This is a genomic window from Pseudarthrobacter sp. RHLT1-30-1 (genome assembly GCF_059383415.1).
In genome coordinates, this window is record NZ_JBWZCG010000026.1 from 1 (window position 1) to 14,425 (window position 14,425).

The 14,425-nt window shown below is 66.9% G+C and carries 9 protein-coding genes and 1 rRNA gene; 7 read left to right on the forward strand and 3 right to left on the reverse strand.

The features are described 5' to 3' along the window. Window positions 1–246 precede the first annotated feature (246 nt). The 4 genes from rrf to AC50YM_RS16540 all read left to right on the forward strand — a co-directional run bounded on the left by rrf (window position 247) and on the right by AC50YM_RS16540 (window position 5,228). A 5S ribosomal RNA gene (gene rrf / locus AC50YM_RS16525) occupies window positions 247–363 on the forward strand. Window positions 364–705: 342 nt separating this feature from the next. Further along, window positions 706–993 carry an HU family DNA-binding protein gene (locus AC50YM_RS16530; RefSeq protein ID WP_024367639.1) on the forward strand — a complete coding sequence of 96 codons (288 nt, stop codon included), beginning with the start codon at window positions 706–708 and terminating at the stop codon, window positions 991–993. 111 nt (window positions 994–1,104) lie between these two features. After that, window positions 1,105–3,270, forward strand: a complete 2,166-nt coding sequence (locus tag AC50YM_RS16535; RefSeq protein ID WP_494958083.1) for a bifunctional copper resistance protein CopD/cytochrome c oxidase assembly protein — start codon at window positions 1,105–1,107, stop codon at window positions 3,268–3,270. Continuing rightward, a complete protein-coding gene (locus AC50YM_RS16540) occupies window positions 3,267–5,228 on the forward strand; it encodes an NHL domain-containing thioredoxin family protein (RefSeq protein ID WP_494958040.1) in 1,962 nt (653 codons plus the stop codon). Before AC50YM_RS16535 ends, AC50YM_RS16540 begins: the two co-directional genes overlap by 4 nt. Before the next feature lie 812 nt (window positions 5,229–6,040). Here the strand turns inward: AC50YM_RS16540 and AC50YM_RS16545 are convergent. The 3 genes from AC50YM_RS16545 to AC50YM_RS16555 form a co-directional block, all read right to left on the reverse strand. Then, window positions 6,041–7,033: a hypothetical protein gene (locus tag AC50YM_RS16545; protein WP_494958041.1), complete on the reverse strand. Its 993-nt coding sequence runs from the start codon at window positions 7,031–7,033 to the stop codon at window positions 6,041–6,043. A 138-nt stretch (window positions 7,034–7,171) separates the two neighbouring features. Then, the gene (locus tag AC50YM_RS16550) at window positions 7,172–8,860 is read right to left on the reverse strand and encodes a helicase HerA-like domain-containing protein (RefSeq protein WP_494958042.1); all 1,689 of its coding nucleotides are present in this window, start codon (window positions 8,858–8,860) and stop codon (window positions 7,172–7,174) included. Window positions 8,861–8,923: 63 nt separating this feature from the next. Next, window positions 8,924–9,625 carry a type 1 glutamine amidotransferase domain-containing protein gene (locus tag AC50YM_RS16555; RefSeq protein ID WP_494958043.1) on the reverse strand — a complete coding sequence of 234 codons (702 nt, stop codon included), beginning with the start codon at window positions 9,623–9,625 and terminating at the stop codon, window positions 8,924–8,926. 197 nt (window positions 9,626–9,822) lie between these two features. On the opposite strand from AC50YM_RS16555, the gene AC50YM_RS16560 reads away from it, so the two are divergent. From AC50YM_RS16560 to AC50YM_RS16570, 3 genes are all read left to right on the forward strand, one after another. Further along, a complete protein-coding gene (locus AC50YM_RS16560) occupies window positions 9,823–10,629 on the forward strand; it encodes a glycoside hydrolase family 25 domain-containing protein (RefSeq protein WP_494958044.1) in 807 nt (268 codons plus the stop codon). A gap of 219 nt (window positions 10,630–10,848) precedes the next feature. Continuing rightward, window positions 10,849–13,185 (forward strand): coiled-coil domain-containing protein, encoded by a 2,337-nt coding sequence (locus AC50YM_RS16565; protein WP_494958045.1) that lies wholly within the window; start codon window positions 10,849–10,851, stop codon window positions 13,183–13,185. Window positions 13,186–13,432: 247 nt separating this feature from the next. After that, on the forward strand, window positions 13,433–14,422 hold the full coding sequence (locus tag AC50YM_RS16570; protein ID WP_494958046.1) for an LLM class flavin-dependent oxidoreductase: 990 nt from the start codon (window positions 13,433–13,435) through the stop codon (window positions 14,420–14,422). The last annotated feature ends 3 nt before the right edge of the window (window positions 14,423–14,425 follow it).

Sequence of the window (14,425 nt, forward strand, 5' to 3'; positions counted from 1 at the left end):
TACACCACACACCACCCCGCGAACCCATTCAAAAGGGGTTCGCACCCCGGGGTGGTAAAAAGAAAACAAGACTGCTTGCGTCCACTATGTGGTTCCCAAACAACAAACCCGCCACTTGCGGCACGTTGTACCAGGGAACAAAACCACAACACAACACAAACAACACCACAGCTGCACTCACCTGCAGCATGTTGTAACCACAAATTTCCCACCCCCGGCCACGGCCAAAGGGTGCGGAGCAAGGGTTACGGCGGTCATAGCGTGGGGGAAACGCCCGGTCCCATTCCGAACCCGGAAGCTAAGACCCACAGCGCCGATGGTACTGCACCCGGGAGGGTGTGGGAGAGTAGGTCACCGCCGGAACATCATTACACGGTCGAGAGCCCCAACCACACAGGTCGGGGCTCTCCCGCATTTAACCCCCAAACACCGAACCCGGGGCCCAGCAAACCGCGGCAGGAGGCTGGCGCCGCCGTCGTGCACCTTGGGCGGCGGTGGGACAGGCCCCGCCGAAACTGAGGGAGCGTCCGCTGACGGCGAAATATGCGTCCTAAAGACGCCGTTTCCCGGGTTTTTCCTTGAAAAACGCCGAAAACACGGGGAATTTCCCATCTCGGCGGCGGCAAGCTGGTAAGTTTTCGAACAGTGGCTTGTGCGCATGCCGTGTGCAGGCTCCAGAGATCATGACCGTCCAGGAGGACATAAATGGCTAAGAACCGAAGTGAACTTGTTGCAGAGGTAGCAGGCAAGGCCGGCACCAGCCAGGCAGCCGTCAACTCCGTGCTGGATGCACTGTTCGAGGTCTTCGAGACCTCCGTCGCCGCGGGCGAAAAGATCACCATCCCGGGCTGGCTCGCAGTTGAGCGCACCGACCGTGCAGCTCGCACCGGCCGCAACCCGCAGACCGGCGAGACCATTCAGATCGCCGCAGGCCACAGCGTGAAGCTGACCGCCGGCTCCAAGCTGAAGGCTGCTGTCTCCAAGAAGAAGTAATCTTCTTGAACGCTTGAAAGGAGCGGGGAACCAACGGGTGGCCGCCCCTTTTTCGTTAGGGTGCGCAGCAGGCTCGATTCGGTGGGCAGGCGGGGCGTAGCGGACAATGGGATTGTGCCTTCCGCAGTAAATCCCCGTGCCACAACAGCCGCCCCCACCCCGTCCGGGGGAGAGCGAGGTTCTGTTGCCGGTTCCGGCGGGATCTCCCGTCCCTGGCTGGTCGCGGGTCTTGCGGTGCTCTTCCTGGCGCTTGTTGCAGCCCTGCTGTTCTCCGGGGCCGCAGCCGCCCGTGGGGTCTCTGACCCGGGCGGTCTGGTCCGCTGGGGACTGCCGGTCAGCAAGGCCGTCCACAACACCTCGCTCGCCACCGTGATCGGCGGGCTGCTTTTCGCCGTCGGAATTTTGCCCCGCTCACTTGCGGGGTCGCGGTCCAAGGCCAAGGATCTCCCGGAACATCCGGCGTTCACCCGGGCGCTGGCGGTCGCGGCCGCCGCGGGCGCTGTCTGGACACTCTCGGCGATTGCCGTGCTGGTGCTGAGCTATTCGGACATCGCCGGCCAGGAGGTCTCCGGGGACCCGGAATACACCCGGTCCCTCGTCTACTTCATGACCGACATCGACTCGGGCCGCGCCTGGCTGGCCGTCGTCATCATCGCCGCCGTGGTCACCACCGCACTCTTTGGCGTCCGCTCCCTGGGCGGCCTGGCGGCAACCCTGGTGCTTTCCCTCATCGGACTTGTACCAGCCGCGCTGATTGGCCACTCCGCCAGCTCAGCCGACCACGAGGGCGCCATCAACTCGCTCGGCCTGCACCTGGTCGGGATCTCGGCCTGGCTGGGCGGCATCATCATGCTCGCGCTGCTCTCCGGCTTGCTGGGCGGCGCGGCGCCCGGCGCCACGGCGGGTAGCCGCCCGGATATCACCGAGCCGACTCTCCGTCGCTTCTCGTCCCTGGCCGGCTTCGCCTTCGTCCTGGTCTTCGCGTCCGGGGTGATCAATTCCAGCATCCGCCTCACCTCCTGGGACGACCTCTTCGGCTCGACCTACGGGCAGCTGATCCTCGCCAAAGCAGCAGCCACCCTCGTTCTCGGCGGCATCGGCCTGATGCACCGCCGGTGGGTCATCCCGCAGCTGGGCAGTCAACGCGGCGGACTGTCCGCCCGCCGCGTGCTCTGGCAGCTCGTCATCGCGGAGCTGCTGGTCATGGGCGCGACGTCGGGGATCGCCGTCGCACTTGGCCGCTCAGCGCCGCCGCGAAGCGAGGCTCCGGTAACGGATGCCTCCCCGGCCTTTATCGTCTCCGGCTACGAGTTGCCGCCGGAACTCACCCCGGAGCGGTGGCTGACCGAATGGCGCCTCGACTGGCTCTGGGTCGCCGTCGCGGTCTTTGGCCTCGTGGCCTACGTCCTCGGCCTGCGGAAGGTGCTCCGGCGCGGGGACTCCTGGTCCTGGTTCCGGACCGTCAACTGGGTCATCGGTCTCGGGGTCCTGACGTATGTGACCTCCGGCCCGCCGGCAGTCTACGGCCGGGTGCTGTTCTCCGCGCACATGGTGGACCACATGGCCCTGACGATGGTGGCCCCGATCTTCCTGGTCCTCGGGGCTCCGGTGACGCTGGCCCTGCGGGCGCTCACGCCGCGGCGGGACAGCTCGCGCGGCCCCCGGGAATGGTTGCTGATCTTCATCCATTCGAAGTTCTCCCAGCTGGTGACGCATCCGCTGTTCGCGGCCGCGAATTTTGCTGGCTCGATCGTGCTGTTCTATTACTCGGAAGCGTTCGGCTACGCGATGCGTGACCACGTGGGCCACGAGCTGATGAACCTGCACTTCGCACTCACCGGCTACATCTTCGTGCTGACCATGCTCGGCACGGACCCGCTGCCCCGCCGCGCGCCGTACCCCATGCGGCTGCTGCTGCTCCTGGCCACGATGGGGTTCCACGCGTTCTTCGGCGTCGCCATCATGGGCGGAACCGGCCTGCTGGCCGCGGACTACTTCGGCAACCTGGGCCGGACCTGGGGCCCCTCAGCCCTGCTTGACCAGCAGATGGGCGGCGCGGTGGCCTGGGGCATCGGCGAGGTGCCCACCCTGCTGGTGGCGATCGGCGTCGCCGTTATGTGGTCCCGCTCCGATGCGCGCGAGTCCAAGCGCACCGACCGGGCGGCGGACAGGAATAACGACGCCGATCTCACTGCTTACAACGATATGTTTGCCAAGCTGGCCGAGCGCGATGCCAGGCTTGCCGAACGCAACTCAAAGCTGGAAGGACGCTCATGACCGAAACCGTACGCACCCACCTCCGGGTCCGGGCCTCCGAGCTGGTTGGCCGCAACTGGCTGAACACCGGCGGCAAGTCCCTGGACCTGGAATCACTGCGCGGCAAAATTGTGCTGCTGGATTTTTGGACCTTCTGCTGCATTAACTGCCTGCACGTGCTGGACGAACTCCGCCCGCTTGAGCAGCAGTACTCCGATGTCCTCGTCACTGTCGGCGTGCACTCGCCCAAGTTCGAGCACGAGGCTGATCCGGTAGCCCTCGCCGCCGCCGTCGAGCGCTACGAAATCCGCCACCCGGTGCTGGACGATCCCGAACTGGACACCTGGAAGGCCTACACGGCCCGCGCCTGGCCCACGCTCGTGGTCATCGACCCCGAGGGTTACATCGTGGCCCACCTCTCCGGCGAAGGCCACGCTGACGGCCTCGCCGTGCTCATCCCGGAGCTGATCGCCGAGCACGAAGCCAAGGGCACCCTGCACCGCGGCGACGGCCCCTATGTGGCGCCGGAGCCGACGTCGGGCACGCTGCGGTTCCCCGGCAAAGCCCTGTTCCTCCCCGACGGCCGCGGCGTCGGAAGCGCCCCGGACACGGGGTCCTGGCTGGTCACCGACACCGGGCACCACCGTCTCGTGGAACTCTCCACTGACTTCCAGACGGTGCTGGCCACCTACGGTTCCGGCGAGAAGGGCCACGCCGACGGCTTTGCCGCGACGGCACGCTTCAACGAACCCCAGGGCCTGGTCCTGCTCCCGGAGGAAGCCGCCGCCGAGGCCGGCTACGACGTCGTGATCGCCGACACCGTGAACCACCGCCTGCGCGGTCTGAATCTCGGAGACGGAACCACCAGAACGCTGGCCGGCAACGGTATCCAGCGGCTCCTGGAAACCGGACCGGCCCGGGTCGACGAGGAGGGCGCCGCCTACGGGGCCCGGCTGGAAGCGGACCCGCTGCAGGTCTCCCTCAGCTCGCCCTGGGACGTTGTCTGGTCGACCAAGCTGGACGCCGTCGTGGTCGCCATGGCCGGCGTGCACCAGATCTTCAGCTTCGACCCGCGAACCGGCGCCGTCTCCATCATCGCCGGCAACGGACTCGAGGGCCTGCTCGACGGACCGGCCGAGGGAGCCTGGTTCGCCCAGTCCTCCGGCCTCGCCGAGGACGCCGACGGCAATATCTGGGTGGCCGACTCCGAGACCTCGGCGCTGCGCAAGCTCGTGATCGGCGACGACGCCGGCATCACCGTGGAGTCCGCAGTCGGCAAGGGCCTGTTCGACTTCGGCTTCCGCGACGGGAAGGCCGCCAACGCCCGGCTGCAGCACCCGTTGGGCGTCACCGTGCTGCCGGACGGCTCCGTGGCGATCGCAGACACCTACAACGGTGCCGTCCGCCGCTACGACCCCGTCTCGGGCACCGTCTCCACCCTGGCGCGCGGGCTGTCCGAGCCGTCCGATGTCATTGTGGACCACACGCAGGTGGCCGGCACCGAACCCCTGCTGGTGGTGGTCGAGGCCAACAAGCACCAGCTGGTCTACGTGCCGATCCCCAAGGAAGCGCAGCAGGTGGACGAGGGCGCGGCCCAGACCCACCGGCCCAAGAGCCCCGTGGCGCCCGGGCTGCTGGAGCTGACCGTACGCTTCACCGCGCCCACCGGCCAGAAACTGGACGACCGCTGGGGCGACCCGACCCAGCTGAAGATTTCCTCGACCCCGCCGGAACTGCTGCTGGCCGGCGGCGGGACGTCGGTGGGCCTGCTCCGCACCCTGGAGCTCTCCGCCGATGTGCCGGAGGGCGTGCTGCACATTACCGCCCGCGCCGCTGCCTGCGACGGCCCGGAGGATGCGGACGGCGAGATCCCGGACCACGCGGCCTGCCACCTGTACCAGCAGGACTGGGGCATTCCGGTGCTGCTGCAGGCAGACGGCGACACGGAACTGGTACTGGACCTGCGCGGCATGGACTGACTTCCGCCGCGATGGCCGAATTGGGCTGCTGTTCGTGACCAGGCGTCACGGACAGCAGCCTTCTGGCTTTAAGGGGAGCCGGGATCCGCGCATTCCTCGGCCCGGCGGCTGAGGCCAGCCGCACCGCGCCGGGTGACGCGAGGATATCCACATAGCTGGTGGCGGGCGGTGCGGGCGGGCGTCCTCCAGCCGGTCCGTTCCACGTCCATCACGGCCGCGGTGAGAGCTTCGAAGGGCAGACCGGGCGCCACGGTCCGCTCCTAGAACCGCATCCCCACCGGCCGGTTGCTGCTCTGGGGGACGTGCTGACCCACGCGCTGAGGTGCCTGCCGTTCCGCGAGTCGCTGGTCATGGGGGACTGCGCGGTCGGCCGGCCCGCCAGGTCCTTGACTGGTGGACCGTGGTGCCGAGTCGATGCTTGAGACTTTCGCGATGACTTATTTCCGCCAGGCCGGCATCAGGGTGGAACCGCAGGTCCACATACGGGGTCGGATACGTGGACCTTCTGCTGGAAGCGTGGCTGATCGTCGAACTGGACGGGCGCCATCACGGAGAGTCGTCCCAGCTCAAAAAAAGACCAGCGCCGCAACAACGTATCCGTTGTCAGGGTCGAATCGTCCGGGGTGGGTGTTCCGGCGGGCAGGCTGTTGTCGGCCCGCAGCGGCAAACTCCGAGGAAAGGCGGCTTCACGATGGCAGATGAAGTCAAAGACTGTAAGGCGTGACGCGAGGCGGGAACCGGGGGCCGCTGACTGCCCGGCAGCTGGCGGGCTCCAGTGGCTCAGGCGCTGGCGGGTTCAGTGGTCCGCGGGCTCAGTAGCTCAGGAGCGGCGTGACCTTGACGGTGTCGGCGTCGACGTCCAGCCGGGTGGTGAAACTGAAATCGTGGACTGCGTTGACTTCCAACACCGCCCCGGTAAACAGGTCAACCTGCTGGGCCTTGATCCGCGCCTTGCCGTCCAGGGGGGCCACCAGCCAGCGTCCGCCGAAGGGCTCGATGCTGACGGTGGGGTATTCGGTGATGCTCCAGTCGATGGTGCCGTCGATGACGCGGTTGTTGGTGGTGTGGTAGAACGGGCAGTCCGGCTGGAGCTTTTGCTCCTTGTCAGCCGTGTCGGCGCAGCTGTCCAGGAACTCCTTGACCTTGCCGCTCACGGCGGCCTTCAGCCCGTCGGTGACCTCGGTCATCAGGTTCAGCGGGGCCACGGGAACGTCCCGGCCGGACAGCGTCGCCTTGGTGGGCGGGGCCGAGAAGTACTCACCGGCCAGGGACGCCTCGTACTCGCCCGGATAAAACACGGCGAAGGTGTTGCGGCCGTTGGGCATGTTCACTGGAACGCCGTTGAGAGTGGCCTCGCTGGAGTTGACCACCGTGACGTCCAAGACCGGAAGGGCAGCCGGGACAAACGCCCACTTGTGGAAGAACAGCCATTCCACACCGGACTTTTCCAGCAGGAACTCCGTCCGCAACTGGCTGCCGTCGATCGTGTAGTCGATCGGGACCATGACCTGGTTTCCGCCGCGGTCCTCGGCCTCGCCGTACTTTACGCCGCTGATCCGCGCGGCCGCTGTCTGCAGCGCCGTGCCGTCCAGCATCGCGGGGTTGCCTTGGGGCACCGAGGCGCGTAACAGGCCCAGGGCCTTCTCGCCCTCGCCCTTCTGCAACGCATCGAGGTATTCGCGCACTGGCTGCTGCGGGCTCGCGATTGAGTCGTTCACGATGTTGACCGCGACGATTGCCCCGGCCACGGCGAGCATCAGGCCCATCAGCCACCCGGCTGCGATCCTGACCAACGCCTGACTCATTTGCACGTACCTTACGTTACCTGCACCCCAGCGGATTCTTCTTGTCACAGGCGGTCCACCCGGGCAGGGCACTCCGGATCACCGCCCCGGCGGGCGGCAGGGGCACGCCCGGAGGGCGCCTATCGCTTCCGGGGGCTCCTAACGGCGGCGGCGCTTGGGGGCCGTGCCGAAGACTCCGCGCAACAGTTCGCGTCCGATCTGGGTTCCCAGCGACCGCGCCATGCTCTTGAGGCCCCCGCCGAGGGCGCCACCCAGGGCTCCGGCGAACCCGCCGCCGTCGGACGGCGGCCGTTCGGACTGCCGTGGCGCTGGGCGCGCAGGTGCCTGGCGCTCGGGATCTGCGCGCTCGGGCGCCGGAGCGGGCCGGCTGCTGGGGCGGCCCAGGATTTCCTCCTCGATCCGCCGCGCGTCGGCGTCGACGTCGGCGGTGCCACCGCCGCCAGCGCCCGGAGCCGCCTCGGCGTCGTCGGACAAAGCGTTCCCGGAGATCTTTTCGTAGGCGGACACGTTGTCGACAGCCGTGCCGTACTTGGGCAGCAGCGCCGATGCTGCCACGGTGCTGGAGATCAGCGCGTCGTCGCTGGGGCCCATCACGGATTCCGGTGCACGCAGGCGTGTGAGTGCCACCGGAGTCGGAGCGCCCTTCTCGTTCATGACGGTGATGACCGCTTCGCCGATTCCGGCGGACGTGAGCGTTTCCTCCAGGTCGTAGTCGCTCATCGGGAAGGTGGAGACCGTGGCCTTGAGCGCCTTGGCGTCCTCCGGGGTGTAGGCACGGAGGGCGTGCTGCACGCGGTTGGCCAGCTGGCCCAGGACCTCAGCGGGGACATCCTTGGGGGTCTGGGTGACGAAGAAGATGCCGACGCCCTTGGACCGGATCAGCCGCACTGTGGTGGTGATGGCGTCCAGGAAGGCCTTCGAGGCGCCGTTGAACAGCAGATGTGCCTCGTCCAGGAAGAACACCAGCTTCGGCTTGGCCAGGTCGCCGGCTTCGGGAAGCTCTTCGAAGAGGTCGGCGAGGAGCCACATCAGGAAGGTGGAGAACAGCATGGGCTTGGTCTGCAGGGTGGGCAGCTCCAGACACGTGATGACGCCGCGCCCGTCCGGGGCGGTGCGCATCAATTCGGCGGTGTCGAACTCGGGTTCGCCGAAGAACTTCTCCATCCCCTGGGCCTCAAGCGTGATCAGTTCACGCAGGATGACACCGGCGGTCGCCTTGGACAGCCCACCGAGTTCCTCGAGGTCGTCCTTGCCTTCCTTGGAAGTGAGGAACTGGATGACGGCGCGCAGGTCCTTGAGATCGATCAGCTCGAGATCGTTCTTGTCCGCGAAATGGAAAACCAGCTGCAGGCTCGACTCCTGCGTGTCGTTGAGCTCCATGACGCGGGAGAGCAGGATGGGGCCGAAGGACGTGACAGTGGCGCGGACCGGGATGCCGTTGCCGTCGCCGCCCAGGGCAAGGAACTCCACCGGGAACGTCTTGCCGGACCAGGCCTGACCGATGCCGTCCGTGCGGGCCAGCAGTTTCTCGCTGCCAGCGGCGGCCGTGGCGAGGCCGGAGAGGTCGCCCTTGATATCGGCGAGGAACACCGCGACCCCAGCGGTGGAGAGCTGTTCGGCCATCATGTGCAGGGTCACTGTCTTGCCCGTGCCGGTTGCGCCGGCCACCAGCCCGTGGCGGTTCATCATGGCGAGCGGCAGCCGGACGGGGGCATCCTTGTGGACCTCGCCGTCGATGATCGCGGCGCCCAGTTCGATCGTGGGTCCCGCCAGGGTGTAACCCTTCTGGATGGTGGCGACTTTGTCTGCAGTGGATTTGATGGCCATGCCGACAGCTTAGCCGGGTCCGGCGCCGCTGGACCCGGCTAAGCAGGTGTTGCCGTGGCAGTGTTATTCGGCGAGGGCCTTCAGGACTTCCTTGGCCACGGCCTCGCTGGACTGCGGGTTCTGGCCGCTGATCAGGTTGGTGTCGCGCACCACGTGGGAGGTCCAGGCGGCGGCGTTCTCGACGATTGCGCCTTTGGCCTTCAGCTCGTCCACCACGAACCACGGCGTGTTGGGGCCGGTACCGCCGCCCAGTTCCTCTTCGTTGGTGAAAACGGTGAGGCGCCGCCCCGCGAACGCGAACGCCCCGGCGTCGTCCGTGGCGCTGAGCAGGCCGGCCGGGCCGTGGCAGAACGGGGCGATGACCTTGCCAGCCGTGTTCGCCGCAACCAGGAGCTTACCGAGGTCGGCGTCCCGGTAGAGGTCGGCCATCGGGCCGTGGCCGCCGGGCAGGACGATGGCGGCGTAATCGGAGAGGTCGACGTCGGCCAGGGCCAGCGGCGCGGACAGCTCGGCGTCGAGCCCGGCGAGGTACTTCCGGAAACCGTCGGCGCGGTCCTGGCCGCCGGCGGACTCGGCGGCGAGGCTGACCTCGTCGACCGTGGGCTTCGCACCGCCGGGGGTCGCCAGCTGGACCGTGTGCCCGGCCTCGAGCAGGAGCCGGTGGGAAACCACCAGCTCCTCGGCCCAGAAACCGGTGGCGTGTTCGCTGCCGTCCCGCATGGTGAGGGAATCGGCGGCCGATACGACCATCAGGATGTTAGCCATCTGAGGCTCCTGTTCTGCCGGCAACGAGGCCGGCGTCGAAAACGTGAGAGGGCTCGGTGCGCGGCTTCGCGTCCCGACCGGGTGGCGTTGCCAAACCCATAGGGGCGGCAACTCCGTAAGTACGCTGGGTATTCCGTTCGCCGACTCGCCCGGCCGCTTTCCCGGACCCGGCCGTGGCCCGGAAGTAAACTGGGGGCATGGCTACCCGGGTACTGACCAAGCTTGCTGCCGCCGCCATCACTCTTGGCCTCATCCTGCTGGGCGGAGGGCCGGCCGCCGCGGGCCCGCCGCCGTCCGGCCCGGTCGGCATCGACGTTTCGTGGCCCCAGTGCGGAAAGACCCTCCCCAAGAAGCCTGCATTCGCCATCGTCGGGGTGAACAACGGCCTCGCCAACACCACCAACCCGTGCCTTGCGGACCAGCTCGCGTGGGCAAACACCGCCCCGGATCCGGCGCTTACGCCCCAACCGCGGGTGGCGCTCTATGTCAACACGGCAAATCCGGGCCGGCAGGGTTCATGGTGGCCAAGCTCGAACCACTACGGCGGCGTTGATGTGCGCAATCCATACGGTGTGTGCGGCAGCGAACCGGACAGTTTCAGAGCCTGCTCCTATATGTACGGCTACGCCAAGGCGTACGACGACGCCAGGATCCGCGGAGTCGCCGATCCTGACGACTACTTGTGGTGGCTGGATGTCGAGACCGGAAACAGCTGGCAGCCGGTTAAGGCCGATAATGTCGCCGACCTGGAGGGAATGGTCGCCTTCTTCAAGAGCATCGGCGCGGACGTAGGCCTCTACTCCACCGGCTACCAGTGGGGACAGATCGCCGGAACGGTCCCGTCCAGCAGCCCGCTTGCAGGTTTGCCGAGCTGGCTTGCGGGTGCGCGGTCGCTGTCGGGGGCCAAGTCCAACTGCTCTTTGCCGGCGCTCACTCCGGGCAGCCGCGTTGCCCTGACACAGTACGTTTCCGGCGGGCTGGACTACAACTATTCCTGCCCCTGACCCTGATTTTTCGCTGGTCCCACCGCTGGATTCCTGAGCTTGAAAACCGGACCAAGTAGTCGCCGCCCAAAAAGCGAGTACACCCCGGCCAAAGACACGTAGAACACCGAAATATTCGAGTGGAGATGGCCCGCCGCACGGCGTATTTCCTCGAATAGCATCGGGACTGTCAAATGCGGCCAGGGGGCCACATTCACCGTGTCTCGCCTAGGGGTCTCAATGCTCAAGCCTTCGCACCACTCTGTCTTCACGCGCCGCCTTGCCGCTGCCGTCGTCGTCCCCGGCGTGCTGACCAGCATGCTGCTGTTCGCGCCGCAGGCGACGGCGGGTACAAACTCCGGCGTCACCGGTATCTGCACCGGGGTGGTGAACCAGCAGGCCCACCGGGGCACCGTCCAGGAAAACCTGCTGAAAGCCGCCGCGAAGAAGAACGCCGACATCATCGCGCGGCTCCAGACCGAACGGTCCGCCTTGCAGGCCACCGAAGCTTCCTTGACCGCGCAGATCGATGCTGCAACTGCGTCCATCGCGAAGCTCGACGCGGCCCAGCTGGCTCTGGACACTGAGATCGCGGGTGTGGAGGCTGACCTCGTGGCTCTTGAGGCCGAACAGTCCAGCACCAAAGCGGCAATGGCCGAACTGCAGGATGCCCTGACTGGTCTTCAAGCAGAAGTGGTAACGGTCTCGAGCCAGCTGGCGCTCCTCCAGGAGGAAGAAGCCTTGGCTGTGGCCGCAGCTGCGCAGCTGAAGAGCCGTGCCGCCGACCTCGCCTCCCAGATCGAGGCGAAAAAGGGCGAGGTCAGCGTGGCACTGGGTGAGAAGGAAACGCTGGAGACGGCGGCCGCTGCCGCTGCGGAAGCCCTTGCTGGCAAGAACGCTGACATTGCCGGCGCCGAATCCGAGCTCAAGGACCTGAATGTCTCGGCGGAGACTGCAGCCGGAGCCGTAGTTGGCGCGGAGAACGCCGTCAGCGATGCCGAATCAGCGCTAAAGGGCCTTGAATCGACGGGGACCGCCGCCCAGTCCGAGCTGGACGCCCAGATGGCCGCGATCGACGCCGCGAAAGTGACGCTCGCCGGTCTCCAGACTGCCGCCACCACGGCGGCCAGCGCGGTCACCGCCCAAAACACCGCGATCGCCTCGGCCCAGAGTGAAATCGCTTCGCTGCAAGAAGCAGCCCAGGCAGCAGCAGACGCGCTCGCCGCGAAGAATTCCGCGATTACGGCGGCCCAGAACGATCTCACGACCCTGCAAGCCGCCGCTCAAAGCGCCGCAGCCACACTCGCCGGTACCGCGAACAAAATCGCGGCGGTGAACGCCGAGATCACCGCCAAGCAGGCCCAGATCACGGCGAAGAACGCGGAGATCACCGCCAAGCAGGCCCAGATCACCACTGCGACGGCTGAGCTTGCCGCCCTGCAGGCCACCAAGGCCTTCTTGGACGACGAGATCGCAGCGCTCACCAAGAAGATGTCCGCCATGCAGGGCAACAGCGCTGAGAAGGACGCGCTGATGGCCTTGCGGAAGGTGAAGATGGATGAGCGGAACGCCGTCAATGGCCAGATCACCGCAAAGAACGCCACCATCGCCGGTTACCAAGGGGACCTGACAACCCTGCAAAATGCCGTCAATACCTTGAACGCCGATCTCCTCGCCAAGCAGAAGGAGAGCAGCGATCTGCAGAAGCAGGCTGCCCCGCTCCAGACCACGCTGACCGCCGCCAACGACGCCGTCGCCCTCAAGGTAGGCCAAATCGCGGCGCTGAAGGAGGAGATCCCGACGCTCCAGGCTGCTGTCACCCAAACCAACGGAGCGGTCGCCGCCAAACAGACCGAACTCGCGGCGCTCCAGAGCGGTCTCCCGGCTCTGGAGACTGCGGCGGCCACTGCAGCCGGCGCGGCCGCAGCGCAGGCCAAGGTCGTGGCCGACCTGGAAGCAACTGTGCCGACGCTGACCGACGACGTCACCAAGAGCCAGGAAGCGATCGCCGCGCAGAAAGTGGTGCTCGACGGCTTGAACATCAAGCTGGCGGACGCCAAATCCGCCCTCGCCGCTGCGAAGGACGCAGTTGCCACCAAGGCCTCCGAGCTGGCCCGACTGCAGGACCAGCTGCCGGCCCTGACTAATGCGCTGCAGGATGCCACGGGGGCGGTGGGCACGAAGCAGGCGGAAATCGTGGCCTTGAACGCCCAGATTGAAACCCTCGTCACGGACCTCACCAGCCTGAACGCGCAGATCTCCACCAAAGAAAGCGACATCCTCGCTGTCCAGGCCAAGGTCGCTCCGCTGCTGGCGCAGCTGGACGCGCTGAACGGCGAGATCAGTGCCACCGAAGCCCAGTTGAAGGACCTTCAGGCGCAGCTGACGGTCCTGGACGTCAAAGTCACTGATGCCACCAAGACGCTTGCGGACCTGCAGGCGAAGAAGGGTGCGAACAAGGACGCCATCGCCGCGCAGAAGAAAGTCGTGGCCGGCCTGCAGGACCAGCTTGGCGCTGTCCAGAACCAGATCCGGTCCATCGACGGACAGATCTTGCTGGGTGGTTGCGTCGCCTGACCTGTGATGACTGAGTACTGACGATCCGGCCCAGCCGGAGCAGGACGGGACCGGCCCCAGCGGCCGGTCCCGTCCTGCGTCCACAACGTCGAGTGGTGGCGGGCCCACGGCAGCGCACCCGGCCGCATGGGATGTGCAACAGCTAGTGCAGAAATATCCGGGAGCCCGGCGTCGTTGTCCACAGTGTGCGTGTGCCGGGATCCGGTGCGGCGCCTGAGACTTCCCGCTACGAAAGGCCGGCTTTTCCGTGACTGTTCCGCTTTCCATCCTTGACCTGGCAACCATCGGGAAGGGCCAGACGGCGGCAGAGAGCCTCGCGGGGAGCGTGGCCATGGCGCAGCTCGCCGAAAAGCTTGGTTACCGCCGCGTCTGGTACGCCGAGCACCACAACATGTCGGCTATCGCCTCCTCGGCCACCAGCGTCCTGATCGCCCACATCGCCGCCCAGACCGAGAGCATCCGGCTCGGTGCCGGCGGCGTGATGCTGCCCAACCACTCGCCGCTGACCATTGCCGAGCAGTTCGGCACCCTGGAAACTTTGCACCCGGGGCGGATCGACCTGGGACTGGGCCGCGCGCCGGGCAGCGACCAGAACACCCTGCGGGCCCTGCGCCGGGACCCGATGTCCGCGGACAGCTTCCCGCAGGACGTGCTGGAACTCCAGGGCTACCTGACCGGCCCCACCCGCATCCAGGGCGTGGAAGCCACCCCCGGCAAGGGCACCAACGTGCCGCTCTATATCCTCGGATCCTCGCTCTTCGGCGCCAAGCTCGCCGCACAACTGGGCCTGCCGTACGCCTTTGCCTCGCACTTCGCGCCGAACGCACTCCAGGACGCCGTCGCCGTCTACCGCCGCGAATTCCGGCCCTCCGCGCAGCTGGACGCCCCGCACGTGATCGCCGGCGTCAACGTGATCGCGGCCGATTCCGCGGCCGAGGCTCAGGAGATGTTCCACGCCACCAAACGTGCCCGCGTCGCGCTGTTCTTCGGCAACGGCCGCGAGTTCAGCGACGACGAGGCGGACATGATCCTGGACTCGCCGCAGGGCCAGCACGTTGCGCAGATGATGAAGTACTCCGCCGTCGGAACACCGGACGCCGTGCTGGAATACCTCGACGGATTCGCCGCCCATGCCGACGCCGACGAGCTCATCGTCGCGCACCAGAGCAACGGCACCGAGGCGCGGTTGCGGTCGGTGCAGCTGCTGGCCGACGTCGCCGGGCTGGTCCGGGTCTAGCTC